This is a genomic window from Streptomyces sp. NPDC094034 (genome assembly GCF_040303865.1).
In the GTDB taxonomy this organism is placed as follows: Bacteria; Actinomycetota; Actinomycetes; order Streptomycetales; family Streptomycetaceae; genus Streptomyces.
The window spans coordinates 63887-87290 of record NZ_JBEOUD010000030.1 but is presented as its reverse complement, the minus strand read 5'-3'; the positions used below and the strand labels follow the sequence as shown (position 1 = coordinate 87290).

Genomic DNA, 23404 nt, shown 5'->3' with positions numbered 1-23404 from the left:
CACAAGGGGACCGATGTCACCGAGACCGCACAAGAAGCGCAAGGCGAGGCGGATACTTGCCACCGCCGCGGGCCTCGCCACCGTTGGCGCGCTCGTCGCCGCGTTGCCGGCGATGGCCGGCCAGGACAAGGGCAACGGCCACGGCCACGGCAACCACAAGCCGAAGACCGTTGACGTACAGCTGCTGTCCTTCAACGACCTGCACGGCAACCTGGAGGCGCCCGCGGGCTCCGCCGGGACCGTCACCGAGAAGCAGGCCGACGGTACGACCAAGGCGATCCCCGCCGGTGGTGTCGAGTACCTCGCGACCTCGCTGCGCAACGCCCGCAAGGGCAACGCGTACTCCATCACCGCGGCGGGCGGCGACATGGTGGGCGCGAGCCCGCTGCTGTCCGGCCTCTTCCACGATGAGCCCACCATCGAGGCGCTCAACAAGATCGACCTCGATGTGACGACCGTCGGCAACCACGAGTTCGACGAGGGCGCCGTCGAGCTGGCGCGTCTCCAGAACGGCGGCTGCCACCCGACGGAGGGCTGCTACGAGAAGGGGAAGAAGTTCAATGGCGCCGACTTCCCGTACCTCGCCGCCAATGTGACGTCGGAGAAGACCGGCAAGCCGATCCTCAAGCCGTACACGGTCTGGAAGAAGAACGGCGTCAAGGTCGGCTTCATCGGAGTGACCCTGGAGGGCACGCCGAACATCGTGACCGCCGAGGGCGTCAAGGGACTCAAGTTCCACGACGAGATCGAGACGGTCAACAAGTACGCCAAGGAGCTGGAGCGCCAGGGCGTCAAGTCGATCGTCGCGCTGATCCACGAGGGCGGGGCGCCCGCGTCCACCGCGTACAACTACGACTGCGACAGCCCGGGCGCCGGTGACGGCATCTCCGGGCCGATCGTCGACATCGCCAAGGGCATCTCGCCGAGTGTCGACGCGCTGGTGACGGGCCACACGCACCAGGCGTACGCGTGCACGATCCCGGACCCGTCCGGCAATCCGCGACTGGTCACGTCCGCCTCCTCGTTCGGCAAGCTCTACACGGACACCACGCTCACCTACGACCTCCGTACGAACGACATCGTGCGGACGAGCGTGAAGTCGGCGAACCACGTCGTCACCCGTGACCAGCCCAAGGCCAAGGACATGACCGACCTGATCGCGCGCTGGAACAAGCTGGCCGCGCCGATCGCCAACGCCCCCCAGGGCTTCATCTCCGCGGACATCAACGGCCGCGGTGCGACGACCCCGGAGTCGCCGCTCGGTGACGTGATCGCGGACGCGCAGCTCGCGGGCATGGCGCCGGCGGACAAGGGCGGCGCGCAGATCGCCTTCATGAACCCGGGCGGGATCAGGGCGGACCTGGTCTACAAGGCGTCGGGCAGCGAGGGCGACGGCGTGGTGACCTACGGCGAGGCCTTCACGGTGCAGCCGTTCACCAACATGATGAACGTGGTGGACCTGACCGGCGCCCAGCTGATCACGGCGCTCCAGCAGCAGGTCAGTGGCTCGAACGAGGCGTTCCCGAAGATCCTTCAGGTCTCGAAGGGCTTCACCTACACCCTGGACATGACCAAGACGGGCGCGGCCCGGGTCGTCACGGACTCGGTGAAGCTGAACGGCGCTGCGATCGACCCGGCGAAGACCTACCGCGTCGCGATGAACGAGTTCCTCGGCGGCGGCGGCGACGGCTTCGCGGTCCTGGGCCAGGGCAAGAACAAGCTGGTCGGTCCGTCGGACCTGGACCTCTTCAACGCCTACCTGGCGGCGAACTCCACGGCGCAGGCGCCGCTGGCCCCGCCGGCTGCGGACAGGATCACGATCCTGAAGTAGCGGTAGTGGTAGCGGAAGTCGCGTAACACCGAGGGGCGGTGGGCCAGGGGCTCACCGCCCTTTGGCGTGCCGGGCGAGCGCGGGGGTGACCAGGCGTGCTCGCTCGTAGAGGTCACGCGCCGCGTGATTCTTGAGGTGGGGTGTGACGAGTCGCAGCATGGTGCGCATGCGCTGGTCCACTCTGCCCGACCGAACGAGCGGGTAGTCGTCCAGCGCGGTGTTCCAGGTGGCGCACGCTGCCTCCAAGTGTCCGATGGCCAACTGGCGTTCGGCGATGATGGCGCGCCTGTGGACGCGGGTGCGCCGATAGATGCTGGATCGCAATCTGTCGGCCTGCTGCATCGCTTCTACCGCGCCCGCAACGTCACCGAGCTCGTATCGAACTTGGCTGGTGTGGTAATTCAAGGCCGCCGGATCATAGGAACCGAAAGTTCTTCGCTGGGATTCCGCTTTGTCCATGGCCACTTCGGCCTCTCGGAGATATAAGAGGGCGTTCGAGCGGTCACCGATCTGTGCCGACGCATGAGCCTGCTGCCCGGCGAGAAAGGCCCGCATTCGGGGACCGGCCTGCGGGGAGGCCGCGGCGGCGGCGTCCGCGAGCCGCATCGCGGCTTTTCCGTGTCCGAGGTCAACAGCTTGAACGCTCATTCCGCGGAGCGTGGTGCAATAGGTCAGATGGTCCTCGGATGCCCCGGCCAACTCCAGAGCTTTCAGATAATACTTCTGGGCCAGACCGTGAACCCCCTCGTCGACCGCCATGTATCCGGTGAGGTAGCAGAGATCGGAAGCGGCCGACATCATCGCTTTGCGGACGGGCCCTGGAGCGTCCGCCCGTAGATACGGGGCGACCGTGTTCACCAGGAACGCGGCTGCCATGGGCCGGGCATGCCGTCCCCCGAATTGGTCGTCCAGTTCCGAAACGCGCTCGGTCATGGCGATGACCATCTCGACTTCGGCCATCCCTATGCGCTGGGTCTTTCCGGTCTGGGCGGCTTCCATCCGCCCAAGAACGTCCGGCCAGTTGGGAACGGTAAGAGCGACGGAGAACAATGCCGCGCCCACGACGCTGCGGCGGGACGGGTCCATATCCTGCCTCCCCAGGTCAATCAGCCCTTCCACCGTACCCGGATGGGCGTTCGATCCTTCCGAGGGAGTGGGGAAGCCCGCCTCGGCGTGCGTGATCGGACGGAGCAGTCTCCGGGCGAATGCCTCAAGGACGAGCGATCGGGCGCCCTCCTTGGGCATGTGCCCCTTCAGCCATTGGTGCACTGAGGGTTCCCGGTACTTGAGCGGCGTTCCTCGCTCGGTCCCGATGCGGTTGACCTCTTGGGCGAGCTGGCGCAGGGTCCACCCGCTTTCGCGGTAGAGCCGCTCAAGTGCTGTGTTCGGCTCCGGTGTCTTCACTGGCCCCAACTCCCCGCGCGGATAGCCCTTAAAGGTCTTAAGTCCTGTCGCTGTCACCACAGTAGCGCTGTGAGTAGTCGTCACGTTGCCTAGAGCGAGAAGGGAATGGAGGAGTGACGATCATGGTGAAACCAAGCGGCACCGGTGGACGCGGGGCGGCCACGAGGGCAGTTGGACGCCGTCGCGCACCCGGAGTGGTGGGCGAACCGTTCGGATGGCCGGCGAGTGGGGGGTGTTGGTGGTGACCGTCTTCCACGATCTGTGGGACTACGCGCGGCTGGTCAGGCGGCGACGCGCGGTCGCGCGGTACCGGCGGGCCGTCCTCGCGGAATTGGTGTCGAAGGCAGCCCAGTTGCGGCGGTTGGAGGAACGGGCGATCAAGGACCAGTTGGCCAGACTGGACGATTCCGCCTTCTTCGCGCGGAACTTCGAATGCCCGCCGTCCAGGAAGAGTGGAGATTCGGAATGACCGGCATGACCGGCGAGTGGATGGCGGGCACGTTGGGCGATGACGTCATGACGGTACATCGCGTACGTGGCGGATTCCCAACCCGAGCCGGGGTGAAGGACGGTAAAGCAGATTGCGGTGAAACCCCGGCTGGTGACGAGTATTGGAGCCAATGGCTCCGGGCCGTCAACTGCCCCGGATGTCTACGCTCTGGCGGGGACGCGACAAGCCGCGCGCTCTCGCCGATCCGACCGTTCCTGTAAATACGGTGGATGCGCCGGGTGTGCCACCCTGGCGGCCTCGCTCGTCCGGGGATCACACACACGAGTGAACCGGTGCTGAAGCGCCGATCAGTGGTGGCACGCACGGGACATAATCCAACCCCTGACCAATAGGGGAGCCGCTATGGCCTGGATTTGCCCAGACTGCCAGAACCACGAGGCGATCGCCTATGTGGTCAATGAGGACGGATTGAATCCGTTCCCCTGCTTGTTCTGCAATGCCTCCACGCTGGACAGTGCGGGGCGCGGAGTTCGATGGGCAACAGCGGACTGTGAAAAGCCCGATTGCCGTGGACAGGTCCGGGACCTGTACCACTACTCACCTCAGGCAGGGCTGACCGAGGTGACCCGGATTCCGTGCCACGGATGCGGCTCTGGCAGTCGAGAAGCGGAAGGGTTCGCCAATGGGGCAGCTTCGAGAAAACATTTCCTGCCCGACCCCAGGGTGTAACGGATCTCGTGCCGATATCTGGGAGACGGACGAGGACGGCAACAAAATCACCAGGGCGGGAAGCGATCCGTGCGATGTCTGTGGCGGCTGACTGGGCGGGTGGTGGGGGTGGGGGTGGGGTGTGTGGGTGCGGGTTCGTGCCGAGGGGTAGTCGGGGGCACCCGGTGCGTTTGATGGCGGGTGGGGGCCGCCCCTAGGTTTCAGTTTCGCGGTTGCGGGTCGGGGGTCAAGGGCGCTCCTTCGTCGCGTCGGCTGCGCCGATTGCGCTGCGCTCCACCCTTGACTCCCAACCCTCCACCGCAAGTGCAGCTTTGAGGGGGGCGGCCCGGGGGGAGGGGTCCCCGGAGGGGCTGCGTTGTTCCGGGGGCTGGTTGCCGACCGCAGGTCGGTGGGCCCTGCGGGGCTGCGCAGGAGTGGAGTGGGGCGGCCCGGCCCCGGCAAAGCGACTGACGGTCGGGGAGTGGTCGGGACGCATGCCCCGCTGTGCGGGCCCGTTGTCGGGTGACACCTGTGCCCTGGGGCGGACGGACCCGCCACCCGCCCCCTATGCCCCAGTTTGGCGGGCCATTCCAGGGCCCCGGGCAGGTCATGTGTCCTGGGTTCGGTTAAGTCGCCTCCACGGCACATCGCCACCCCTGACCGGCCCACTGTCGTCCCATGAGTCACACCCATCCCATCACCCACACCCCCGGACGGCGGGGCATGAGCCCCGGCCACTTCCCGGCTCCGGACCGTGGGGAATGGGGCGGGTGTGACTGGTGAGGCACTGAGTGGGCCTGTCGGAGGGGGCATGCGTCGTGGGGCCCGGTTAACCGAACCCAGGACGCATGACCCGCCGGAGCACTCCCCAAAGCCCCTTCCAAAGTGGGACATTGAGGGCAGGTGGCGAGTCCGTCCGCCCCTGCTGACAGGTGCACCCGTCAACGGACTGTCACCAGCGGGGCATGAGTCCCCACCACCCACTCGCATCAGCTCGCTGAGCCGGTGCCGGGCCGCCCCACTCCACTCCCGCGCAGCCCCGCAGGGCCCACCGGCCCGCAGGCCGGGATCCGGCCCCCAGCACATGGGAGCTTCCCCGGGGACCCTCCCCCCGGGCCGCCCCCCTCAAAGCAGCACTTGCGGTGGAGGGTTGGGGGTCAAGGGTGGAGCGAAGCGGAATCGGCGCAGCCGACGCGACGAAGGAGCGCCCTTGACGCCCGACCCGCAACCGCGAAACTCAAACCCAGGGGCGGCCCCCACCCGCCACCACACCCCCCGGCCCACCCCGACTACCCCTCGGCACGAACCCGCACCCACACACCCCACCCCCGCCCCCCTCACCCCCCTCAGCTCCAGTCGAACGTCAGCAGCGCCAGTCGCTCAACAGGCTCGAAGAACAGCAGAATCCAGTCGGCGCCGCTGCGCCGGTAGTGCCAGCCCGGCACCGCCGCCACGAACGCGAACGGGTTTCCGGCCGGGCTCACCGGCCATGCGCGGTCCTCGTCGAACTCCAGCCGGAACAGGTCGGGATCGGCCCAGTTGCCCTGGTCCGCATGGCCGCCGAGCTGGTCGAGCAGTGCCACCCCGTCGGTCGCCCCGTACACCGGAGCGCCGTCGTCGTCGCGCATGAACAGCCGACCGTCCCGTCGGAACGCGTCCCGGTGTGTCCGGTAGCTGCGCTCCTGGCTCTCGCAGTGCTCGTCCAGTGCGGCGCGGAACCCCGGCCAGGGCTCGGGCACCTCCTCGGGGGTGGTCGCCCGTGCGAAGTACCGTACGTCGCCGAGCAACCGGTACCGGTCGTCCTCCAGCGCGAACCCGAGCCAGTTGGGCGTCTGCAACGCGGAGTGGAAGTCCCGGGTGTGGTCGCCGAGATAGCCCTCCGCCGGTTCCAGGGGGCTGACCAGATGGATCCACCCGTGCCAGGCCGGGTCGACCTGTGCCAGATCGATCGAGATCAAGGGGTGCACATGCCGGGCCAGATCGACCTGTTCGGCGACGAAGACGTCCTTGGGTTCGGGGTAGACCCGCAGGCCCGTCCCGGGCGTCAAGACATCCTCCCGCATTCGGCGGGCTCCTCCGCTGCCCGCCCCGGTGAGTGCCTCTTCCTCGGACATTGACGCCCCTCCTGCGACCGCCGATCAAACGATGATCAACCTTAGTCGTCCACCCATGCGCTGTTCCTTGCATGTCGTGTACCGGTCATAATCCGAGGGCTGACCCCCCACTTTGACGGAGGCACCCTCTTATGAGCCCGCGTATGAGCCCGCATATCGGTACCCGGACCAGTACACAGACCAGTACACAGATCGGTACGCGGACCGGCACGCGGAGCGGCACGCGCCGGGGCTTCTTGGCCGGCGCGTTCGCTGTTTCCGCCGCCGCCCTGATCGGCGCGGCCCCGGCCGTGGCCGCGCCGCCGCGCGCGCTCGCCACGTACGACTGGATGGGCGGCTTCGCCGACTCCACCCCCGTACAGCGGCTGACCATACCCGGCACGCACAACTCCGGCGCGCGCTCCGGCGGCCTCTGGGTGGCCTGCCAGGACACCACCATCGCCCAGCAGTTGACCAGCGGCGTCCGGTTCCTCGATGTCCGCTGCCGGGCGTTCGAGAACGCGTTCACGATCCACCACGCCGCCTTCTACCAGAACCTGAACTTCGACGACGTCCTGAACGCCTGCCGGGACTTCCTCCGGGCCAACCCCTCCGAGACCGTCCTGATGCGCGTCAAGCAGGAGTACTCCGGGGAGAGCGACGCGGAGTTCCGGCGGATCTTCGACACCTATCTCGACGGCAAGGGCTGGCGCTCCCTCTTCCGGCTCGACGGCAACCTCCCGACGCTCGGTGAGGCGCGCGGACGTGTCGTCCTGCTCGCCGACAACGGGGGACTGCCCGGGGTGCGGTACGGGGACTCCGGCCTCTTCGACATCCAGGACGACTACCAGGCGGAGCCCGGCGCCAAGTACCCCAAGATCGAGGCACACTTCCGCAAGGCGGTCCAGCAGCCTGGGAAGATGTTCATCAACTACGTCAGCACGGCGGCCCTGCTGCCGCCCCGCTGGAACTCCGACCGGCTGAACCCGCAGGTCCACACCTTCCTCGACGGGGCCGAGGCGAGCGGCTGGCGCGGGCTCGGGATCGTACCGCTGGACTTCCCCGCCACCAGGCCCGGACTGGTCGAGTCGCTCATCCGCCACAACGGCTGACGGAGAGCAGCGCAGAAAGCAGCACAGAGAACAGCGCAGAACTGCGCGAGGCCCCCGGAACCGGCCGCTCAGAGATCCGAGCCGGTTCCGGGAGCCATCGGCGGCGGTGTCGGCGCCCCCGGAATCAGGATCGCCGCCACCGTCCCGCCCCCCACCGCCTGGCGCAGCGCGATCTCGCCGCCCGTCTGCTGGACCGTACGCGCCACGATCGACAGTCCCAGACCGGAGCCCGGCAGTGCGCGAGCCGACGGCGAGCGCCAGAACCGTTCGAAGACGTGCGGCAGCTCGTCGGCCGGGATTCCCGGGCCGTGGTCCCGTACGGTCAGCTCGCCGTTCGCGCTCAGCGACACCTCCACCGAGCCGCCGGACGGGCTGAACTTCACCGCGTTGTCGAGGACGTTGATCAGCGCCCGTTCGAGGGCGGCCGGCTCGGCCCGTACGTACCAGGGGCTGAGTTCCGCGCTGATGGTCAGATCGGGCCCGCGCAGCCGTGCCCGCTCCAACGCGCTCTCCACGACGTCGTGCAACGCGACGACCTGGAGCGGCCCGGGATCCGTGGCGTCCGGGCGCGACAGCTCCTGGAGATCACCGATGAGCGCGGCCAGCTCGGTCATCTGTGCCTTGACGGACGCCATGAGCGCCTTGCGGTCGTCGGGCGGGATCGCCCGGCCCGTCTCCTCGCTGCGGGCGAGCAGCTCGATATTCGTACGGAGTGAGGTGAGCGGGGTCCGCAGCTCGTGCCCGGCGTCCGCGATCAGCTGCGACTGCCGGTCCCGGGAGGACGCGAGGGCGGCGGTCATGGAGTTGAAGGAGCGGGACAGCCGGGCGATCTCGTCCTCGCCCTCGACGGGGATACGGATGGCGAGATCCTCGGTCCGCGCGACATGCTCGACGGCCCGGGTCAGCCCGTCGACGGGCCGCAGCCCCGACCTGGCGACCCAGAGCCCGGCCGCGCCCGCGCCGATCACGCCGACCCCGGCGACGGCGGTGAGCAGCAGGGCGAGCCGGTTCAGGGAGGCGTCGATCTCGGCGAGGGGACGCGACACGGTCACGGCGACCTGGGTGCCTGGCCGGTAAGGGGTGGCCTTGGTGAAGACGCGGACCTTGGCACCGCTGTCGGTGACGCTGTTGTGGAGCGACTCGCGCAGGGTGCCGTTGGCGACCGCCACGTCCTGCGACTGGACCTTCACAGGCTCGGAGAACGAGGCCACACAGCGGGTGCCGTCGCTCAGGACCACCTGGACGTAGGCGAAGCCGGTCCCGTTCCCCGGGTTGGTGGGGGCGCCGCAGTTGTTGAGCGCGTCCTGCACCGCGGCCTGTACGGCGCTGGTGTTCCTGAGCGAGTTGTCCAGCTCGCTCTCCAACTGTGTGCGCGTCAGCAGCCAGCAGGCCACCGCCGCGATCGCGACCGCCACGGCGACCGCGGTGGCGACCAGCAGCGCGAGGCGGGAGCGGAGGGGCAGTGTACGGAGCCGGTGGAGCGGGCCCGTCGGACGGGTCACGCCGGCCCGCCCGTCCCGGCGCCCGCGCCCGCCCCGCCGCTGGCGCCCGCCCCGCCGCCGGCGCCCGCCCCGCCGCTCCCCGCGTCGGCGCGCAGCGCGTACCCCACACCCCGCACCGTGTGGACCAGCCGGGGTTCACCGCCGCTCTCCGTCTTCCGGCGCAGATACATCACGTACACATCCAGGGAGTTGGAGCTCGGCTCGAAGTCGAAGCCCCACACCGCCTTGAGGATCTGCTCCCGGGTCAGCACCTGCCTCGGGTGCGAGAGGAACATCTCCAGCAGGGTGAATTCGGTACGGGTCAGCTCAACCCGCCGGGTTCCGCGCGTCACTTCGCGCGTCGTCAGGTCCATCCGCAGATCGGCGAAGGCCAGCACATCGTCGTCGGGCTGATCGCCGGCCGAGGCCGCCGCGTACGAGCTGCGTCGCAGCAGGGCGCGGATCCGGGCGAACAGTTCGTCCAGCTCGAAGGGTTTGACCAGGTAGTCGTCCGCGCCCGCGTCCAGCCCCGTGACCCGGTCACCGACCGTGTCGCGCGCCGTCAGCATCAGGATCGGCACCTTCGAGCCGCTTCCCCGGAGCCTGCGGGCCGCCGTCAGGCCGTCCATCCGGGGCATCTGGATGTCGAGGACGATCAGATCAGGACCGTAGGCCGCGGCCTTGCCGAGCGCGTCGGCCCCGTCGACGGCGACCTCGGTCCCGTATCCGTCGAAGGCGAGGCTCCGCTGGAGGGCCTCGCGTACGGCGGGCTCGTCGTCGACGATCAGGATCCGCTGAGGATCGCCTTCGGCGGCGCTCATGTCGCTACTACCTCGTCAGTCGGCTCGGTGGAACGGTCGGTGGAAGGGTGGGTGGAACGCTCGGTGGAACGGTCGGGCCATGGTGGGGCCAGCGGTCGCGCAAGGTCAACGGTCGCACGACCCGGCGCCCGGCCGGTGCCGACCGGGCGCGGCCCGTACCACCAGCGTCGCACGCCCGCCCCACGACAGCGCGCGCCCGGTGGCTCGTACGGTGTCCCGCCGCCCCCGGGGGATCAGCTGGTGCCGCCGGAGCGCAGCGCGGAGAGGTCCGACTTGACGGTGTTGACCGGGATGGCGAAGCCCAGACCCACGCTGCCGGCGGCGGAGCTGCCGGATGCGGACGCCGAACTCGGCGCGTACATCGCGGAGTTGATGCCGATGATCTCGCCGTTCATATTGATCAGCGCGCCACCCGAGTTGCCCGGGTTGAGGGAGGCGTCCGTCTGGAGCGCCTTGTACGTGGTCTTCGAGGAGCCGGTGTCCCCGTTGAACTGCTGCCCGCCGAACTCGAACGGCCAGTTGCCCCCGCCCCGCTGCGGCAGCTGCTGACCCTGGTCCTCGTCCTTGGCCACGGTGACATCGCGGTTGAGCGCCGAGATGATGCCGCTGGTGACGGTGCCGGTCAGACCCTCGGGGGAGCCGATCGCCACGACCTGGTCACCGACCTTCACCTGGTCGGAGTTGCCGAGCGTGGCCGTCTTGAGGCCGCTCGCGCCCTCCAGCTTGATCAGCGCGAGGTCCTTGTCCGCGTCGGTGCCGACGACCTGGGCGGTGTAGGTCTTCCCTGTGCTGAGCTGGACCTTTATCGAGGAGGCGCCGGAGATCACATGGTTGTTCGTGACGATTTCGCCGTCGGATGTGATGATCACGCCGGAGCCGGTGGACTCGCCGCTCGTGGAGGTCGCGTTGATCTCGACGATGGCGGGAGCCACGGCCTGGGCGACCCCGGCCACCGTCCCCGCGCTGCTCTGCGAGACGGTGGTCCCGCTGACCGACGTGCCGGCACTGTCGGTGCCGCCGCCGGTGTAGTTCCCGACCAGCGCCGCCGTACCACCGCCGACGACCGCGGCGGCGATCGCCACGGCGGCGAGCAGCGCCACCGGACGCCTGGCGCGCCGGTGCGTGGTGGCGGCGCCGTCGGCCGGAACGGTGGGACCGTACGAGGGCGGCGGCGGGAACGCCGAGCCCTGGAACCCCTGCCCCTGGACACCCTGGGCGGGGTGCTGCTGTTCGCTGCCTTCGTCGCCGCTGCCGCGGTAGTAGTCCGTCATGGCTACGACTGTCGGCGGCGTACATGAGAACCGGCTGAGGAGGCCCTGAGAAGGGCAACAAAACCGCGTATGCCCCATATAAAGGCCGCTGCGCCATGCGAGTCAGGGACGGCTGCTTCTCGTGACCGACGACTCCGTCTGCTGATTCCGGCCGGGACGCGGACGCCCCGCACACGGGTCTGCCCTCACTACTGACCAGTGCTTCCGTTCAGGCGTCATACCGATCTCAGCCGTCCGCCTCAGCGGACCGCCACTGTGCCCACACCATTTTGCCGACGCCGACTCGATCACCCACGCCCCACTCGTCAGCCAGCGCGTCCACGATCACGAGCCCGCGCCCGTCGCACGCGTCCACGTCCCCCGCCCGTCTGGCCGGACGGGCGGGGGACGCGTCATGGACCTCGATACGCAGGCCATGAGGGGCCGGGAGGCGAACCGGGAGAAAGCGCGTCTCGATCTCGCGCCCTGGCGAGACGTGCGCGTGACGCACCGCGTTCGTCAAAAGCTCCGACAGCACCAGGACTGCCGCATCCTCCAGCGCCGACAGCCCCCACGCTGACAGCGTCTTACGCAACTCCAGTCGCGCCTGACCGACGCAGCTCGGTTGGCGATTCCACCGCAGCACCACAGCGTCATTGTTCTGTTCCTGGAGATGCCTCATCCGGAGACCTCCAGGGATGGCGTCTCGCTTGTTCGAACGAGGTGGGGAGTCGTCGAGGGCGATAAGCCCGTCAAGAGAAGCTCGAATCGATGAACGGAAGGTGCATTCATTTGTCCACGCTCCTTCAAGGCGTTGGCCGCCCTCCGGGGTGCTTGCCGCGTCGCGGACGAAGACGCGACGCGTCTCCGTCTGGTCCTGGGCTGTACGATACCCAGAAACATACCGCTATTCGCGAAAAGCAGCAAAGTTGCGAGCGCTGTGGGTGGCGAAGGCTCACTTACCGTGTAGAGCAGCAAGGTCGAGGCCGTGTCAGCAGCACAGGAGGACGTCATGAGCGTCGGCGAATGGGTCAGTACCTCGATGCCGTATCTGACACCACGCGGTGAGGGGCAACCCGACGCGTGGGGCGCGGAGTTGGCGGCGCGGGGGCGGCGGGGCGGGCAGCGGATCGTCGCTGCGGACGAGGTGGCGGCGTCGGACGAGGTGGCCGATCTGCTCGGGGTCGCCGTTGGCGAACCGGTCGTTGTGCGGAGGCGGGTGATGTTCCTGGAGGACCTGCCCTGCGAGCTGACCGACACGTACTACCCCGCCTCCGTCGCACGCGGCACGCGTCTCGCCGGGACAGCGAAGATCCCCGGCGGAGCCGTCACCCTCCTCGCCGAGCTGGGGTACGTCGGTGTACGCGTCCGGGAGGATGTGACCGCCGGGATGCCCGCGGAGGAAGAGCGGGAAGCCCTACGTATCGAGCCGGGCGAGCCGGTGCTTCGCCTGACCCGGATCACTCTCGACATGGAGGACCGGCCCATCCAGCTGGACAAAATGACCATGCCCGCACACCGGCAGCGGCTGCGCTACGAGATGAGGATCGGATGACGGCCGTGCCCCGGCCCGGAACGGACGCGGTGGAGAACGTGTACGACCGCCGGTCGCTTCATGAGCGGATCGCCGCCGATCTGCGCGACGAGATCATGACCGGGGACCTCGCCCCCGGTGCGAGCCTGCCGTCCACCGTGCAGCTCAAGGAGAGATTCGGCGCCTCGAACGCCACGGTGCAGAAGGCGCTGGGGCTTCTCAAGGACGAGCGACTGGTCGTCGGCCGTGCGGGCGCCGCCGTGACCGTACGGGAACACCGGCAGTTGACCGTGCGCCCCGCCTCGTCCATGGCCCCGGCCAATGCTGGTGAGCCGTACCGCTGGCTCGCCGAGACCGCGAAGCGTGGCGGCAGGGCCCGGAGCAAGCTCCTCGCCGTCGCCGAGATCGCTCCGCCCGCTGATGTCTCGGAGGCCCTGCGCCTGCCCGACGGCGGTACGGCGCTGCTGCGCCACCAAGTGCTCACACTCGATGACGAACCGGTGGAACTGGTGCACGCCTACTACCCGTTGGACATCGCAGACGGCACCGCGCTGATGGAACACCGTCGGATCAAGGGCGGAACGCCCACTCTCCTGGCCGGACTGGGCTACGTGCCCCGGCTCAGCGTCGACCGCGTCTCCGCCCGCATACCTACGCGCGAGCAGTACGAAGCACTCCAGTTGCCCGGCGACCTGCCGGTGCTGCGGACCCTGAGGGTGGTCTACACCGACGACGAGCAGCCCATCGAGGCCACAGTGATGGCGAAGGCGGGCCACCTGTACGAGCTGCGGTACGAGTTCACGCCCGAGTGACCGCCGGCCGGGCGAGCGGACGGGACTCGGGCTGCTACCCGCAGCCGCAGGAGCGGCGCACGATCAGGGCCGACGGGAACTGCTTCACCCGTTCCCGTCGCGACCCCGCCACCCGCAGACCGTCGTCCAGTACGAGATCCACCGCCGCCCGCGCCATCGCCGGCCGGTCGGAGGAGACCGTCGTCAGCGGGGGGTCGGTGAGTCCGGCTTCCTTGACGTCGTCGAAGCCCGCCACGGCCAGTTCGCCGGGGACGTCGATCCGCAGTTCGCGGGCGGCCCGCAGCACACCGATCGCCTGGTCGTCGGTGGAGCAGAAGATCGCCGGCGGCCGGTCGGGGCCCGAGAGCAGTTCCAGCGCGACCTGGTACGCGTCGTACCGGTTGTACAGCGCCCGGAAGAGGCGCCCCTCCACCGGCCGGCCGGCCTCCAGCATCGCCCGGCGCCAGCCCTCGACGTGGTCGGTCACCGGGTCGCCGATGACCGGGGTGGACTCGACCCCGCCGAGGCAGGCCACGTACGGATGGCCGTGCTCCAGCAGATGACGGGTGGCGAGCTGGGCGCCGCCGATGTCGTCCGTGACGACCGCCACGTCGTCGATGCCCTCGGGTCGCTCGTGCAGCAGTACGACCCGGGCGTCCCACGCCTCTATCTCGGCTGCCGCACGCTCGCTCGGGCCCTGGCTGACCAGGATCAGCCCCGACACCCGCATGCCCAGGAAGGCCCGCAGATAGTGGACCTCGCGCTCATTGCGGTAGTCGGAGTTGCCTACGAGCACCATTTTCCCGCGCTCGGCCGCGGCCTGTTCGACCGCGTGCGCCATCTCCGCGAAGAAGGGCTGTCTCGCGTCCGGCACGACGACCCCTATGAGGTCGGTCCGCCGCGAGGCCATCGCCTGGGCGACCCGGTCGGGCCGGTAGCCCAGCTCCTTGATCGCGGCGACCACCCGCTCACGCGTGGCCGGAGCGACCGGCCTCGGTCCGTTGTTGATGACATAGCTGACGACAGCGGTGGACGTACCCGCCAGTCGTGCCACATCGTCCCGCGTCACCTTGGCCACGCGCGGAGTCTACGCGTGGTGACCTACCGCTTGGCAGGTCGCACGGCACTTTCTTGTGTCGCGTCCAGTCCGGCGGCCGTGTCGTCGTCCCCGGGGTCCTCGGCCTTCTCGTGCCGGGGCTCGGAGTGGGAGCCATGGTGAGACCTGGTGGGGGACCCGGCGTGGGACCCGGTGGAGGCCCCGTTCCGGGACCCGTTCTGGGACGGTCGCGCGCCGGCGTTCGCCCGCGTTCCCTCGGTCGTCCGGTCGGCCTTCTCCGCGCCGCGCTCGCTCTTGTCCGGGGTGACGAAGCGGTAGCCGACGTTGCGGACGGTCCCGATCAGCGACTCGTGCTCGGGGCCGAGCTTCGCGCGCAGCCGCCGTACGTGGACGTCGACCGTCCGCGTACCGCCGAAGTAGTCGTAGCCCCAGACCTCTTGGAGCAGCTGGGCCCGGGTGAAGACCCGGCCGGGGTGCTGTGCGAGGTACTTGAGCAGCTCGAACTCCTTGAACGTCAGGTCGAGGACCCGGCCCTTGAGCTTCGCGCTGTAGGTCGCCTCGTCGACCGACAGATCACCGTTGCGGATCTCCATCGGGGAGTCGTCGGTCGAGATCTGCTGACGGCCCATCGCGAGCCGCAGCCGGGCCTCCACCTCGGCCGGACCGGCCGTGTCGAGCAGTACGTCGTCGATGCCCCAGTCCGCGGTGACGGCGGCGAGACCGCCCTCCGTCACGACGAGGATCAGCGGGCAGCCCGGTCCGGTGGACCGCAGCAGCTGGCAGAGCGACCGCACCTGCGGAAGGTCGCGTCGGCCGTCGATCAGAATGACATCGGCACCTGGGGTGTCGACAAGAGCGGGCCCTTCGGCGGGGGCCACCCGCACGTTGTGGAGCAGCAGTCCAAGAGCCGGCAGCACCTCCGTCGAGGGCTGGAGCGCGTTGGTCAGGAGCAGCAGAGAACTCATCGCCGCCCACCTGCCTCGGCCGGACTGTTGTCGTACACGGTTCGCTTGCCCATTACGTCGGTTCCTCCTCGGTCCCTGCGAGGACGTATGCGGCACTGCTGGTCACTGCTGTTCAGCGCGGTTTCCCGCGTGGCGCCGACCGCGGTTCCCTCGCCCTGAGGCCCGCGGCCGTAGCCGTGGCTGTAGCCGTCATGCGTGATGTCCGTGTCTTCCGTCTATGTCATCTGTCTGTAACAACGGACGGGAAACACAAAAGGACCCGGGGGCTACATTGCCCGGATCCTCTTCGCAGCAGAATAACCCACATGTGCTCGGCGCCAGAGGGTCAATCCCGCAGATCACCAGATTCCCCGCGTGCCCGGAGCACCCGGCGCACGGTCCTCAGGACCGCGGACGGGGTCCCCATCGAGGCGGTGTACGAGCCGTGTACGGCGGGTTTCGGGCCGGATTTCCGGGCGGGCGGCGGGACCGCGATCGTGCTCGCACACGGGTTCACCGGGTCAGTGGACAGGCCGGCCGTACGGCGGGCGGCGCGGGTGTTCGCACAGCGTGCGGCCGTGGTCACCTTCTCCTTCCGCGGGCACGGCCGCTCGGGCGGGCGTTCCACGGTCGGCGACCGGGAGATCCTCGATCTGGCGGCGGCCGTGGAATGGGCCCGCGCGCTGGGCCATTCGCGTGTCGTGACCGTCGGCTTCTCCATGGGCGGGTCCGTGGTGCTGCGCCATGCCGCGTCGCACAGGGGGCGCACAGGTGCGCGGAGCGACGCCGTGGCCGCCGTGAGTGCCCCCGCGCGCTGGTACTACCGGGGTACGGCCCCGATGCGACGCCTGCACTGGCTGGTGACGCGGCCCCTGGGGCGGCTCGTCGGCCGCTACGGACTGCGTACCCGTATCCATCACCGGGACTGGGACCCGGTGCCGCTCTCCCCGGTGGAGTCCGTCCCGCTGATCGCGCCGGTCCCGCTGCTCGTCGTCCACGGCGACCGCGACCCGTACTTCCCGCTGGACCACCCCCGCGCGCTGGCCGGGGCCGCTGCTCCGGGCGCCGTCGAGCTGTGGCTCGAACCGGGAATGGGCCACGCCGAGAACGCCGCCGACGACGCGCTGCTCGACCGTCTCGGGGAGTGGCTGACGGAGGCGCGAGGGCCGTCGGCCATCATGGGAGCCGACGAAAGGAGCGCCGCCATGGCATCGGGCACGATTCGCTACTGGGCCGCGGCCAAGGCCGCCGCGGGCACGGCGGAGGAGCCGTACGCGGCGGACACCCTGGCCGACGCGCTCGCCGCCGCGCGGGTGAGACACCCGGGCGAACTGGTCCGTGTACTCCAGAGGTGTTCCTTCGTCGTCGACGGTGACCCGGTGGGGACCCGTGGACATGAGACCGTACGGCTTGCCGAGGGCGGCACGGTCGAGGTGCTCCCGCCGTTCGCAGGAGGGTGAATCCCAGCACATGAGCGACGACGATCAGCAGTATCGATACGGCCAGGGTCAGGGCCAGGCGTACGGCCAGGGTCACTACGGCGACCAGGGTCACTACGGGGACGAGGGTCGGTACGGGGACCAGGGGCAGGGCCAGGTGCGGTACGACCAGTACGGCCGCCCGCAGCAGTCGCCCCACGCCGCGAACGGCGCGTACGGCGCGTATCAAGGCCAGGCCCCGGGCCAAGGCCAGGTCCAGGACCCGGGCGCCTCCCAGGGCTGGGCGGAGCCCCCGTACCAGCCGCAGGCCCACCAGGAGCCCGCGACGCAGACGTGGCAGGGCCAGACCTGGGACACCCAGTACCAGCCGCACGTCCAGCCGCAGGGGCGGCAGCCGCAGGGCCAGGTGCAGGGCCAGGCGCACGCGTACCGGCCCCAGCCCCAGCAGGCCGCCGCCGACACCGCGTATCTGCCGCCTCAGGGCGCCTACCCGCTGCCTCCGGAGGTCCCCTCGGGCGGGCCGTCGGAGGGGACGTCGGCCGCCTCGGCGCCGTACGCGCCCCAGGCCCAGGCCCCGGCCGTCCCGCCCGCCGCCGCACCCGGCGCCACATCTCCCGGCGCCACCGACGGCTACGGCGCGCCCACCACCATGGGCAACGCCCGGATCACCGACGCCCAGCGCGCCCGCGCCGAGGGCCGGTCGCCGATCATCCCGCCGGGCATCCAGCCGGCCGGGCTGACCGCCCTGCTCGGCCTGCTGCTGGCCGGCGGCGCGGCCATCGGGCCCTACGCGCTGCTCGTCCCGCTCGTCCTGCTCCAGGCCGTCACGGCGGCCGGCTGGTTCCGGCTGAACGGCATGTGGCCGGCCAGGCAGGGCATCGCGCTCGCCTTCCTCGGCGGGGTCACCGCGGACATCACCCTGCTCGTGGCGGGCCGGGAGAACGCTCCGGCCGCGATCATCGGCACCCTCGGTGTGTGGGTGCTGCTCGTCGTCGTCCTGCAACTGCGCAGCCGCGCGGGCGCGGACGAGCGGATGACGGGCCTGATGGCCACCGTCGCCTCGGCGGCGCTCACCATCCTCGCCACCGGCCAGCTCGCGGCCGTGCCGGACGCGGTGGTCGTCGGCGGGCTGGCGGTCGCGGCGGCGACCGTGGCCCGCGCCCTTCCGCTGCCGGGCGTCGCCTCCGTCGTCGTGGCCCTGCTGGCCGGCGCGGGCGCCGGCATCGTGGCGGGCGGCATGACGGACCTGGGCAGCCAGGGCGCGCTGCTGGGGCTCGGCGCGGGGGTCTGCGCGCTGGTCGGGCTGCGCGCGGCGAGCTATGACTACCCGTCCCGCTTCGTCCACATGACCGCCGGGGTGGCGCTGCCGCTCACGGCCGCCGCCCCCGCCGTCTATCTGCTGGGCCGCATGCTGGCCTGACCCTGACCCTGACCCCGACCCGGATCTGACCCGCGTCCGACAGGGGCTGACCCGCGTGTGACGCGGGACGCACGGCCGGCGGGGAACCGTACGCGCGCGCCGGACGTCGATCACTCCGACATCCGGCCAACCCGATGGCGTTACGCTCACGGTCGTCAGGGGGCAGAAACGATCAAGCTGGGGGACACCGAACCATGCGCGCACTGCGGATACTGCTGATATTCGTCGTGATCTTCGGCGGGCTGTTCGTCGCCGCGGACCGGGCGGCGGTGTACTTCGCCGAGGGCGAGGTCGCCGACCGCGTCAGATCGAGCGCGGGCCTGAGCTCCCAGCCGGAGGTGTCCATCAAGGGCTTCCCCTTCCTGACCCAGGTCCTCGGCACCTCGCTGGACGAGGTCGAGATCAGCCTCGACGGCGTCAACGCCACGGCCGACGGCCACGCGGTCCGGGTGACCCAGGTCAAGGGTGAGCTGAAGGACGTCAAGATCGACAGCAGCTTCTCGTCCGCCGTGGCCGGGCAGGCCAACGGCTCGGCGCGCATCTCGTACTCGGACCTCGCCAAGTCGGCGCCGAAGGGCGCGACCGTCGGCTATGCCGGTGCCGAGCGGGCCGCGCAGGGGCAGGTCAAGGTCTCGGGGCCGCTGACGGAGGTGCTGGAAGGCGCGGGCATCGCGATCCCGGACACCGTCAAGGAGCTGCTGGGCGGCCGGAGCGTCACGGCGTACAGCACGGTGACGCTGGACGGCGGTGACACGGTCCGGCTGAAGGCCGCGGCCCTTCCCGAGCTGCCGGTGCCCGGCATGGACGAGCAGGTGCGGGACGTGGTCGATTACGACCTGAAGATCGACGGACTGCCGTCGACGGTCAAGCTCGACAAGGTCACCGCGGCCGAGGACGGTCTGCACTTCTCCGGCGCCGGGTCGAACGTCTCCCTCACGGGCTGACCGCGCTCACTGGCTGACCGTGCGCACGGGTTGACCGTGCGCACGGCCGACGTGCCGGTTTAGGGCGTTCTGGAGGGCGGGTAACCGGATGGTGAGACGTCGGCGTCCGCTCCTCAGATGGCAGCGGGACACCGGCAGCGGGCCGGTGGAAGGGGTGCCGACCCGACCATAAGATCGTCTCGCATTCCGGACGATCGAGTCTCAGAATGTGATCCCCCGGTGACATGTTCGCCGGGACGTCCCTACGATCGGACGTATGAAGCAACAGGCGGACTTCACGAAGCGGCGGGCAGTCGACCTGTGCCGCGTCGCCGCCATGCTCTGTCGCACCGTCTGAGCGGGACTTTCGCGTCCCGTTTTCCCCCAGGCCCTTCGAGATTCTCAGGGCCACCCCGCGCGCCGTACGCCGGCCGGGCCCGTGCCCGGAAGTCGCGGCGGCACCCACGCCCCGCACCTCGCAGTACCCCGCCGCACTTCCCCAAGCTCCTGACGAGCAGGGGAGACCCCATCCCCGGAGGAGACAGCATGAGCCGCAGCGACGTCCTGGTAGACGCCGACTGGGTCGAGGCCCACATCGACGACCCGAAGGTGGTCATCGTCGAGGTCGACGAGGACACCTCGGCCTACGACAAGAACCACATCAAGAACGCTGTCAGGATCGACTGGAAGAAGGACCTCCAGGACCCGGTCCGCCGTGACTTCGTCGACCAGGAGGGCTTCGAGAAGCTTCTGTCGGCCAAGGGCATCGCCAACGACGACACCGTCATCCTCTACGGCGGCAACAACAACTGGTTCGCGTCCTACGCCTACTGGTACTTCAAGCTGTACGGGCACGACTCCGTCAAGCTCCTCGACGGTGGCCGCAAGAAGTGGGAGCTGGACTCCCGTGACCTGGTCGACGCCGTCCCGACGCGCGCCGCCACCACCTACCAGGCCAAGGCCCAGAACACCGCGATCCGCGCCTTCCGTGACGACGCGGTCGCCGCGATCGGCACGCAGAACCTGGTCGACGTGCGCTCGCCCGACGAGTTCAGCGGCAAGCTGCTCGCTCCGGCGCACCTCCCGCAGGAGCAGTCGCAGCGTCCGGGGCACATCCCGACCGCGCGCAACATCCCGTGGTCGAAGAACGCCAACGACGACGGCACCTTCAAGTCGGACGACGAGCTCAAGGCGCTCTACGCCGAGGAGCAGGTCGACCTGACGAAGGACACCGTCGCCTACTGCCGGATCGGCGAGCGCTCCGCGCTCACCTGGTTCGTGCTGCACGAGCTGCTCGGTGTCGAGAACGTCAAGAACTACGACGGCTCGTGGACCGAGTACGGCTCGCTCGTCGGTGTGCCGATCGAGCTCGGCGCCAACAAGTAATCACGCCCCGACCCGGAGGACTGAACAGTATGTGTGGAGCACAGGCCGGCGGCCCGGACGCTTCGACGATCAAGCCCGGTGAGACCACCATCCAGGGTTCCGTGACCCGCGACGGCGAGCCCGTCACCGGTTACGTACGCCTGCTGGACTCGACCGGAGAGTTCACCGCGGAGGTCCCGACCTCGGCGACCGGCCAGTTCCGCTTCTACGCGGCCGAGGGCACGTGGACGCTGCGCGCCCTCGTGCCGGGCGCCACGGCGGACCGTACGGTCGTCGCGCAGACCGGGGGCCTCTCCGAGGTCGCGATCGCGGTCTGAAGCTCTGAAGCTCTGAAGGTCTGAGCGATCCGAGCGTTTCTTCTCATCGGCCGGAGGGCCGCAAGCCCTGGGTTTCCCCGGGGCGCGGCCCTCCAGGCCGTTCTGGCGGGCGAGGGCCGACCCGGGCAATGACGGATGTACGCGGACGTACACTAAAAATATGTACGCACGACGCCGTCGTCGGTACTTTCTGCTCATGGGCGTATGTCTGGTGCTCTTCGTCTCCGCCTGGACATTCGTGCGCGATATTTCGATCCCCGCGGCCGTCGCCCTCACCTTTGTCGCGATGTTCATTCCGCCTGCCGCCGCCATCGTGGGCAACACCAAGGACAAGACCGACCGCTGGTGGGACGATCCGCCGGACGACGCTCCGTCCGAGTCCGAGAAGTGGCTGGACGAGCTGGACCACAGGAAGGATCGCGAGCGGCGAGTGCGGTACGGCGCGCACCACGGCGACGGGCCCGGCGCGAGCCCGACCGGGCGAGCGGCCAGGAGACCGGACGGTCAGTAGACGAGCGCCCGCACGCCGTCGGCCATGATCTCGCTGACGAAGACCTGAGCCCCGGCGATCCGCACCCCGTCCAGCACATCCTTCTCCGTGATGTCCCGCCGGGCCGCGCACTGCGTGCACAGCGTGATCAGACCGGCGGCCTGGATCGACTCGATGAGTTCGGGCAGCGGTGCGGAGTGCGGCAGTTCGAACTCCGCCGCCCGGCCCGGCAGCGCGAACCACGCGGACTCGCCTGTCAGCCACAGCGAGACCTCCACCCCACTGGCCACGGCGACGGCGGCCACGGTGAAGGCCTGGGAGCAGCGCTCGGGGGCGTCGGCTCCGGCGGTCACTTTGATCACGAGCTTCTTCGCGGAGTGCATACGCCGAACTCTATTCGGCGCGGAAACCAGCGCAGGCGGTGATCCTGCCCGCCGGGCCCCTGCCGAGGTCCGGGCCCCCGCCGAGGTTCCGGGCCCCCGCCGAGGGGTCCCGTATAGGTCGGAGTACCTCGCCGAGAGGGCCGGGCCACCACCCATTAGGCTGGGCCCCGGCCCTTACCGCCCATACCGCTCATCCGAGGAGCACGCCGTGCTTGAGGCTTTCTTCACTTCCCTGCTGGTCCTCGTCTGCGTCGGCGTGCTCGCTTTCGCCGTTCTGGCCGTGAAGAAGCTGTACCAGGGTCAGCGCTGACATCTCGCGCCGGTCGCCGCACGCTGGTCATCCCGTCCTCACCCCTACAGATCGCCTGAGCTGCTCATGATCGAGATCCCGTCCGACCTGCACCCGGACCTTGTTCCCCTCGCCTTCCTCCTCGGCAACTGGGAGGGCGTCGGTGTCTTCGACTTCCCGGGAGACGAGAAGGCCAACTTCGGCCAGGAGGTCACCTTCAGCCACGACGGCCGGGACTTCGTCGAGTACGTCTCGCACACCTGGGCGCTCGACGACGAGGGCAAGAAGGTCAGGCCGATCGAGTCCGAGGCCGGGTACTGGCGGATCGACAAGGACCGCAAGGTCGAGGTCGTGATGGTCAGGGACCAGGGTGTCGTGGAGGTCTGGTACGGCGAGCTGGCCGACCAGAAGCCGCAGATCGACCTGGTGACCGACGCGGTGGCCCGTACGGCGGCCTCCGGGCCCTACAGCGGTGGCAAGCGGCTGTACGGCTATGTGAAGGGCGACCTGATGTGGGTGGGCGAGAAGTCCACCCCCGAGGTCCCACTGCGCCCGTACATGTCGGCGCATCTGAAGAAGGTCGTGTCCCCGGACCAGGTCGAGGCATGGGCCAAGGACCTCGGCGACCTCCCGGACGACGGCATCGCCTTCTTCAAGTAGGACCTTCACGTAAGACCGTCACGCAGGACCTTCACGCAAGACCGCCACGTAAGACCTTCACGTAAGACCCACGTCACCTCCGGTCAAGACCCGCGCAGGAACGACGCAAAGCCCATGTGGGCGCGATCCTCCGCGGGAAAGCCTCCCGCGCCGCCACGCCTGCCTACACTGGGGGCGTGGTGAGCACCGACTGGAAGAGCGACCTGCGGGAGCGCGGGTACCGGCTGACCCCTCAGCGTCAGCTTGTTCTCGAAGCTGTGGACTCCCTGGAGCACGCGACACCCGACGACATCCTGTGCGAGGTACGCAGAACCGCCTCCGGGGTGAACATCTCCACCGTCTACCGGACCCTGGAGCTGCTGGAGGAGCTGGGCCTCGTCTCGCACGCCCACCTCGGGCACGGCGCTCCCACGTACCACCTCGCCGACCGGCACCACCACATCCACCTGGTCTGCCGGGACTGCACGAATGTCATTGAGGCGGATGTCGAGGTGGTCGCGGAGTTCACCGCGAAGCTGCGTGAGGACCTCGGGTTCACGACGGACATGAAGCACTTCGCGATCTTCGGGCGCTGTCAGAACTGCGCCGCCCGCGTCGCGGACGGCGAGTCGTAGGCTGAT

21 protein-coding genes and 2 pseudogenes are annotated in these 23404 nt (G+C 69.4%); 14 read left to right on the top strand and 9 right to left on the bottom strand.

The window, feature by feature from the left end; translation table 11 throughout:
* Positions 1 to 13 precede the first annotated feature (13 nt).
* The gene (locus ABTZ59_RS24800; RefSeq protein ID WP_351415115.1) at positions 14 to 1831 is read left to right on the top strand and encodes a bifunctional metallophosphatase/5'-nucleotidase; all 1818 of its coding nucleotides are present in this window, start codon (positions 14 to 16) and stop codon (positions 1829 to 1831) included.
* Positions 1832 to 1882: 51 nt separating this feature from the next.
* Here the strand turns inward: ABTZ59_RS24800 and ABTZ59_RS24795 are convergent, their stop codons facing one another.
* Positions 1883 to 3235, bottom strand: coding sequence for an NsdA family TPR-like regulatory protein (locus ABTZ59_RS24795; RefSeq protein ID WP_351415110.1), 1353 nt, complete (start codon positions 3233 to 3235; stop codon positions 1883 to 1885).
* Positions 3236 to 3449: 214 nt separating this feature from the next.
* Here ABTZ59_RS24795 and ABTZ59_RS24790 point away from each other — a divergent pair, with 214 nt between their 5' ends.
* Entirely contained in the window at positions 3450 to 3704 is a 255-nt protein-coding gene (locus tag ABTZ59_RS24790) for a hypothetical protein (RefSeq protein ID WP_351415105.1), read from the top strand.
* 2036 nt (positions 3705 to 5740) lie between these two features.
* On the opposite strand, the gene ABTZ59_RS24785 is transcribed toward ABTZ59_RS24790, so the two are convergent.
* Positions 5741 to 6508 (bottom strand): hypothetical protein, encoded by a 768-nt coding sequence (locus ABTZ59_RS24785; protein WP_351415100.1) that lies wholly within the window; start codon positions 6506 to 6508, stop codon positions 5741 to 5743.
* A gap of 131 nt (positions 6509 to 6639) precedes the next feature.
* Here ABTZ59_RS24785 and ABTZ59_RS24780 point away from each other — a divergent pair, with 131 nt between their 5' ends.
* Positions 6640 to 7599: a phosphatidylinositol-specific phospholipase C gene (locus ABTZ59_RS24780; protein WP_351415094.1), complete on the top strand. Its 960-nt coding sequence runs from the start codon at positions 6640 to 6642 to the stop codon at positions 7597 to 7599.
* Positions 7600 to 7667: 68 nt separating this feature from the next.
* On the opposite strand, the gene ABTZ59_RS24775 is transcribed toward ABTZ59_RS24780, so the two are convergent.
* The 4 genes and pseudogenes from ABTZ59_RS24775 to ABTZ59_RS24760 form a co-directional block, all read right to left on the bottom strand.
* Entirely contained in the window at positions 7668 to 9101 is a 1434-nt protein-coding gene (locus tag ABTZ59_RS24775; protein ID WP_351415089.1) for a sensor histidine kinase, read from the bottom strand.
* An 86-nt stretch (positions 9102 to 9187) separates the two neighbouring features.
* Positions 9188 to 9901 (bottom strand): annotated as a pseudogene (locus ABTZ59_RS24770) (response regulator transcription factor); the annotation flags it as partial.
* Positions 9902 to 10134: 233 nt separating this feature from the next.
* Positions 10135 to 11172: a S1C family serine protease gene (locus ABTZ59_RS24765; RefSeq protein WP_351415080.1), complete on the bottom strand. Its 1038-nt coding sequence runs from the start codon at positions 11170 to 11172 to the stop codon at positions 10135 to 10137.
* 226 nt (positions 11173 to 11398) lie between these two features.
* Positions 11399 to 11833: an ATP-binding protein gene (locus ABTZ59_RS24760; protein ID WP_351415074.1), complete on the bottom strand. Its 435-nt coding sequence runs from the start codon at positions 11831 to 11833 to the stop codon at positions 11399 to 11401.
* Between the two features lie 330 nt (positions 11834 to 12163).
* On the opposite strand from ABTZ59_RS24760, the gene ABTZ59_RS24755 reads away from it, so the two are divergent.
* Positions 12164 to 12706 (top strand): GntR family transcriptional regulator, encoded by a 543-nt coding sequence (locus tag ABTZ59_RS24755; protein ID WP_351415302.1) that lies wholly within the window; start codon positions 12164 to 12166, stop codon positions 12704 to 12706.
* Positions 12703 to 13497 (top strand): GntR family transcriptional regulator, encoded by a 795-nt coding sequence (locus ABTZ59_RS24750; protein ID WP_351415069.1) that lies wholly within the window; start codon positions 12703 to 12705, stop codon positions 13495 to 13497. The genes ABTZ59_RS24755 and ABTZ59_RS24750 overlap by 4 nt, the downstream gene beginning before the upstream one ends.
* A gap of 34 nt (positions 13498 to 13531) precedes the next feature.
* Here the strand turns inward: ABTZ59_RS24750 and ABTZ59_RS24745 are convergent, their stop codons facing one another.
* Complete coding sequence (locus ABTZ59_RS24745; protein ID WP_351415057.1) at positions 13532 to 14554, bottom strand: LacI family DNA-binding transcriptional regulator; 1023 nt, start codon at positions 14552 to 14554, stop codon at positions 13532 to 13534.
* Positions 14555 to 14577: 23 nt separating this feature from the next.
* Positions 14578 to 15498, bottom strand: coding sequence for a response regulator transcription factor (locus ABTZ59_RS24740; RefSeq protein ID WP_503003560.1), 921 nt, complete (start codon positions 15496 to 15498; stop codon positions 14578 to 14580).
* A gap of 305 nt (positions 15499 to 15803) precedes the next feature.
* Here ABTZ59_RS24740 and ABTZ59_RS24735 point away from each other — a divergent pair.
* From ABTZ59_RS24735 to ABTZ59_RS24705, 7 genes and pseudogenes are all read left to right on the top strand, one after another.
* Positions 15804 to 16637, top strand: a pseudogene (locus tag ABTZ59_RS24735) (alpha/beta hydrolase); the annotation flags it as partial.
* Positions 16638 to 16655: 18 nt separating this feature from the next.
* Entirely contained in the window at positions 16656 to 16937 is a 282-nt protein-coding gene (locus ABTZ59_RS24730) for a MoaD/ThiS family protein (protein ID WP_308404906.1), read from the top strand.
* Positions 16938 to 16947: 10 nt separating this feature from the next.
* On the top strand, positions 16948 to 18336 hold the full coding sequence (locus ABTZ59_RS24725; protein ID WP_351415042.1) for a hypothetical protein: 1389 nt from the start codon (positions 16948 to 16950) through the stop codon (positions 18334 to 18336).
* A 194-nt stretch (positions 18337 to 18530) separates the two neighbouring features.
* Positions 18531 to 19280 (top strand): LmeA family phospholipid-binding protein, encoded by a 750-nt coding sequence (locus tag ABTZ59_RS24720; RefSeq protein ID WP_351415037.1) that lies wholly within the window; start codon positions 18531 to 18533, stop codon positions 19278 to 19280.
* A 525-nt stretch (positions 19281 to 19805) separates the two neighbouring features.
* Positions 19806 to 20645 (top strand): sulfurtransferase, encoded by an 840-nt coding sequence (locus tag ABTZ59_RS24715; protein WP_249952247.1) that lies wholly within the window; start codon positions 19806 to 19808, stop codon positions 20643 to 20645.
* A gap of 29 nt (positions 20646 to 20674) precedes the next feature.
* Positions 20675 to 20962 carry a DUF1416 domain-containing protein gene (locus tag ABTZ59_RS24710; protein ID WP_030353448.1) on the top strand — a complete coding sequence of 96 codons (288 nt, stop codon included), beginning with the start codon at positions 20675 to 20677 and terminating at the stop codon, positions 20960 to 20962.
* A 160-nt stretch (positions 20963 to 21122) separates the two neighbouring features.
* Complete coding sequence (locus tag ABTZ59_RS24705; protein WP_351415028.1) at positions 21123 to 21473, top strand: DUF3099 domain-containing protein; 351 nt, start codon at positions 21123 to 21125, stop codon at positions 21471 to 21473.
* Here ABTZ59_RS24705 and ABTZ59_RS24700 read toward each other — a convergent pair.
* Positions 21467 to 21835 carry a DsrE family protein gene (locus ABTZ59_RS24700; RefSeq protein ID WP_351415022.1) on the bottom strand — a complete coding sequence of 123 codons (369 nt, stop codon included), beginning with the start codon at positions 21833 to 21835 and terminating at the stop codon, positions 21467 to 21469. The genes ABTZ59_RS24705 and ABTZ59_RS24700 overlap by 7 nt on opposite strands.
* Positions 21836 to 22211: 376 nt before the next feature.
* On the opposite strand from ABTZ59_RS24700, the gene ABTZ59_RS24695 reads away from it, so the two are divergent.
* Positions 22212 to 22784, top strand: a complete 573-nt coding sequence (locus ABTZ59_RS24695; RefSeq protein WP_249952245.1) for a heme-binding beta-barrel domain-containing protein — start codon at positions 22212 to 22214, stop codon at positions 22782 to 22784.
* A 176-nt stretch (positions 22785 to 22960) separates the two neighbouring features.
* Positions 22961 to 23398 carry a Fur family transcriptional regulator gene (locus ABTZ59_RS24690; RefSeq protein ID WP_351415013.1) on the top strand — a complete coding sequence of 146 codons (438 nt, stop codon included), beginning with the start codon at positions 22961 to 22963 and terminating at the stop codon, positions 23396 to 23398.
* Positions 23399 to 23404: the final 6 nt, after the last annotated feature.

Excerpts from the sequence above, each read along its gene's own strand:
- ABTZ59_RS24800 (WP_351415115.1), top strand. The coding sequence starts at position 14 with ATGTCACCGAGACCGCACAAGAAGCGCAAGGCGAGGCGGATACTTGCC.
- ABTZ59_RS24790 (WP_351415105.1), top strand. The coding sequence starts at position 3,450 with ATGGCCGGCGAGTGGGGGGTGTTGGTGGTGACCGTCTTCCACGATCTG.
- ABTZ59_RS24785 (WP_351415100.1), bottom strand. The coding sequence starts at position 6,508 with ATGTCCGAGGAAGAGGCACTCACCGGGGCGGGCAGCGGAGGAGCCCGC.
- ABTZ59_RS24780 (WP_351415094.1), top strand. The coding sequence starts at position 6,640 with ATGAGCCCGCGTATGAGCCCGCATATCGGTACCCGGACCAGTACACAG.
- ABTZ59_RS24765 (WP_351415080.1), bottom strand. The coding sequence starts at position 11,172 with ATGACGGACTACTACCGCGGCAGCGGCGACGAAGGCAGCGAACAGCAG.
- ABTZ59_RS24760 (WP_351415074.1), bottom strand. The coding sequence starts at position 11,833 with ATGAGGCATCTCCAGGAACAGAACAATGACGCTGTGGTGCTGCGGTGG.
- ABTZ59_RS24755 (WP_351415302.1), top strand. The coding sequence starts at position 12,164 with ATGAGCGTCGGCGAATGGGTCAGTACCTCGATGCCGTATCTGACACCA.
- ABTZ59_RS24750 (WP_351415069.1), top strand. The coding sequence starts at position 12,703 with ATGACGGCCGTGCCCCGGCCCGGAACGGACGCGGTGGAGAACGTGTAC.
- ABTZ59_RS24740 (WP_503003560.1), bottom strand. The coding sequence starts at position 15,498 with ATGAGTTCTCTGCTGCTCCTGACCAACGCGCTCCAGCCCTCGACGGAG.
- ABTZ59_RS24730 (WP_308404906.1), top strand. The coding sequence starts at position 16,656 with ATGGGAGCCGACGAAAGGAGCGCCGCCATGGCATCGGGCACGATTCGC.
- ABTZ59_RS24725 (WP_351415042.1), top strand. The coding sequence starts at position 16,948 with ATGAGCGACGACGATCAGCAGTATCGATACGGCCAGGGTCAGGGCCAG.
- ABTZ59_RS24720 (WP_351415037.1), top strand. The coding sequence starts at position 18,531 with ATGCGCGCACTGCGGATACTGCTGATATTCGTCGTGATCTTCGGCGGG.
- ABTZ59_RS24715 (WP_249952247.1), top strand. The coding sequence starts at position 19,806 with ATGAGCCGCAGCGACGTCCTGGTAGACGCCGACTGGGTCGAGGCCCAC.
- ABTZ59_RS24710 (WP_030353448.1), top strand. The coding sequence starts at position 20,675 with ATGTGTGGAGCACAGGCCGGCGGCCCGGACGCTTCGACGATCAAGCCC.
- ABTZ59_RS24705 (WP_351415028.1), top strand. The coding sequence starts at position 21,123 with ATGTACGCACGACGCCGTCGTCGGTACTTTCTGCTCATGGGCGTATGT.
- ABTZ59_RS24700 (WP_351415022.1), bottom strand. The coding sequence starts at position 21,835 with ATGCACTCCGCGAAGAAGCTCGTGATCAAAGTGACCGCCGGAGCCGAC.
- ABTZ59_RS24695 (WP_249952245.1), top strand. The coding sequence starts at position 22,212 with ATGATCGAGATCCCGTCCGACCTGCACCCGGACCTTGTTCCCCTCGCC.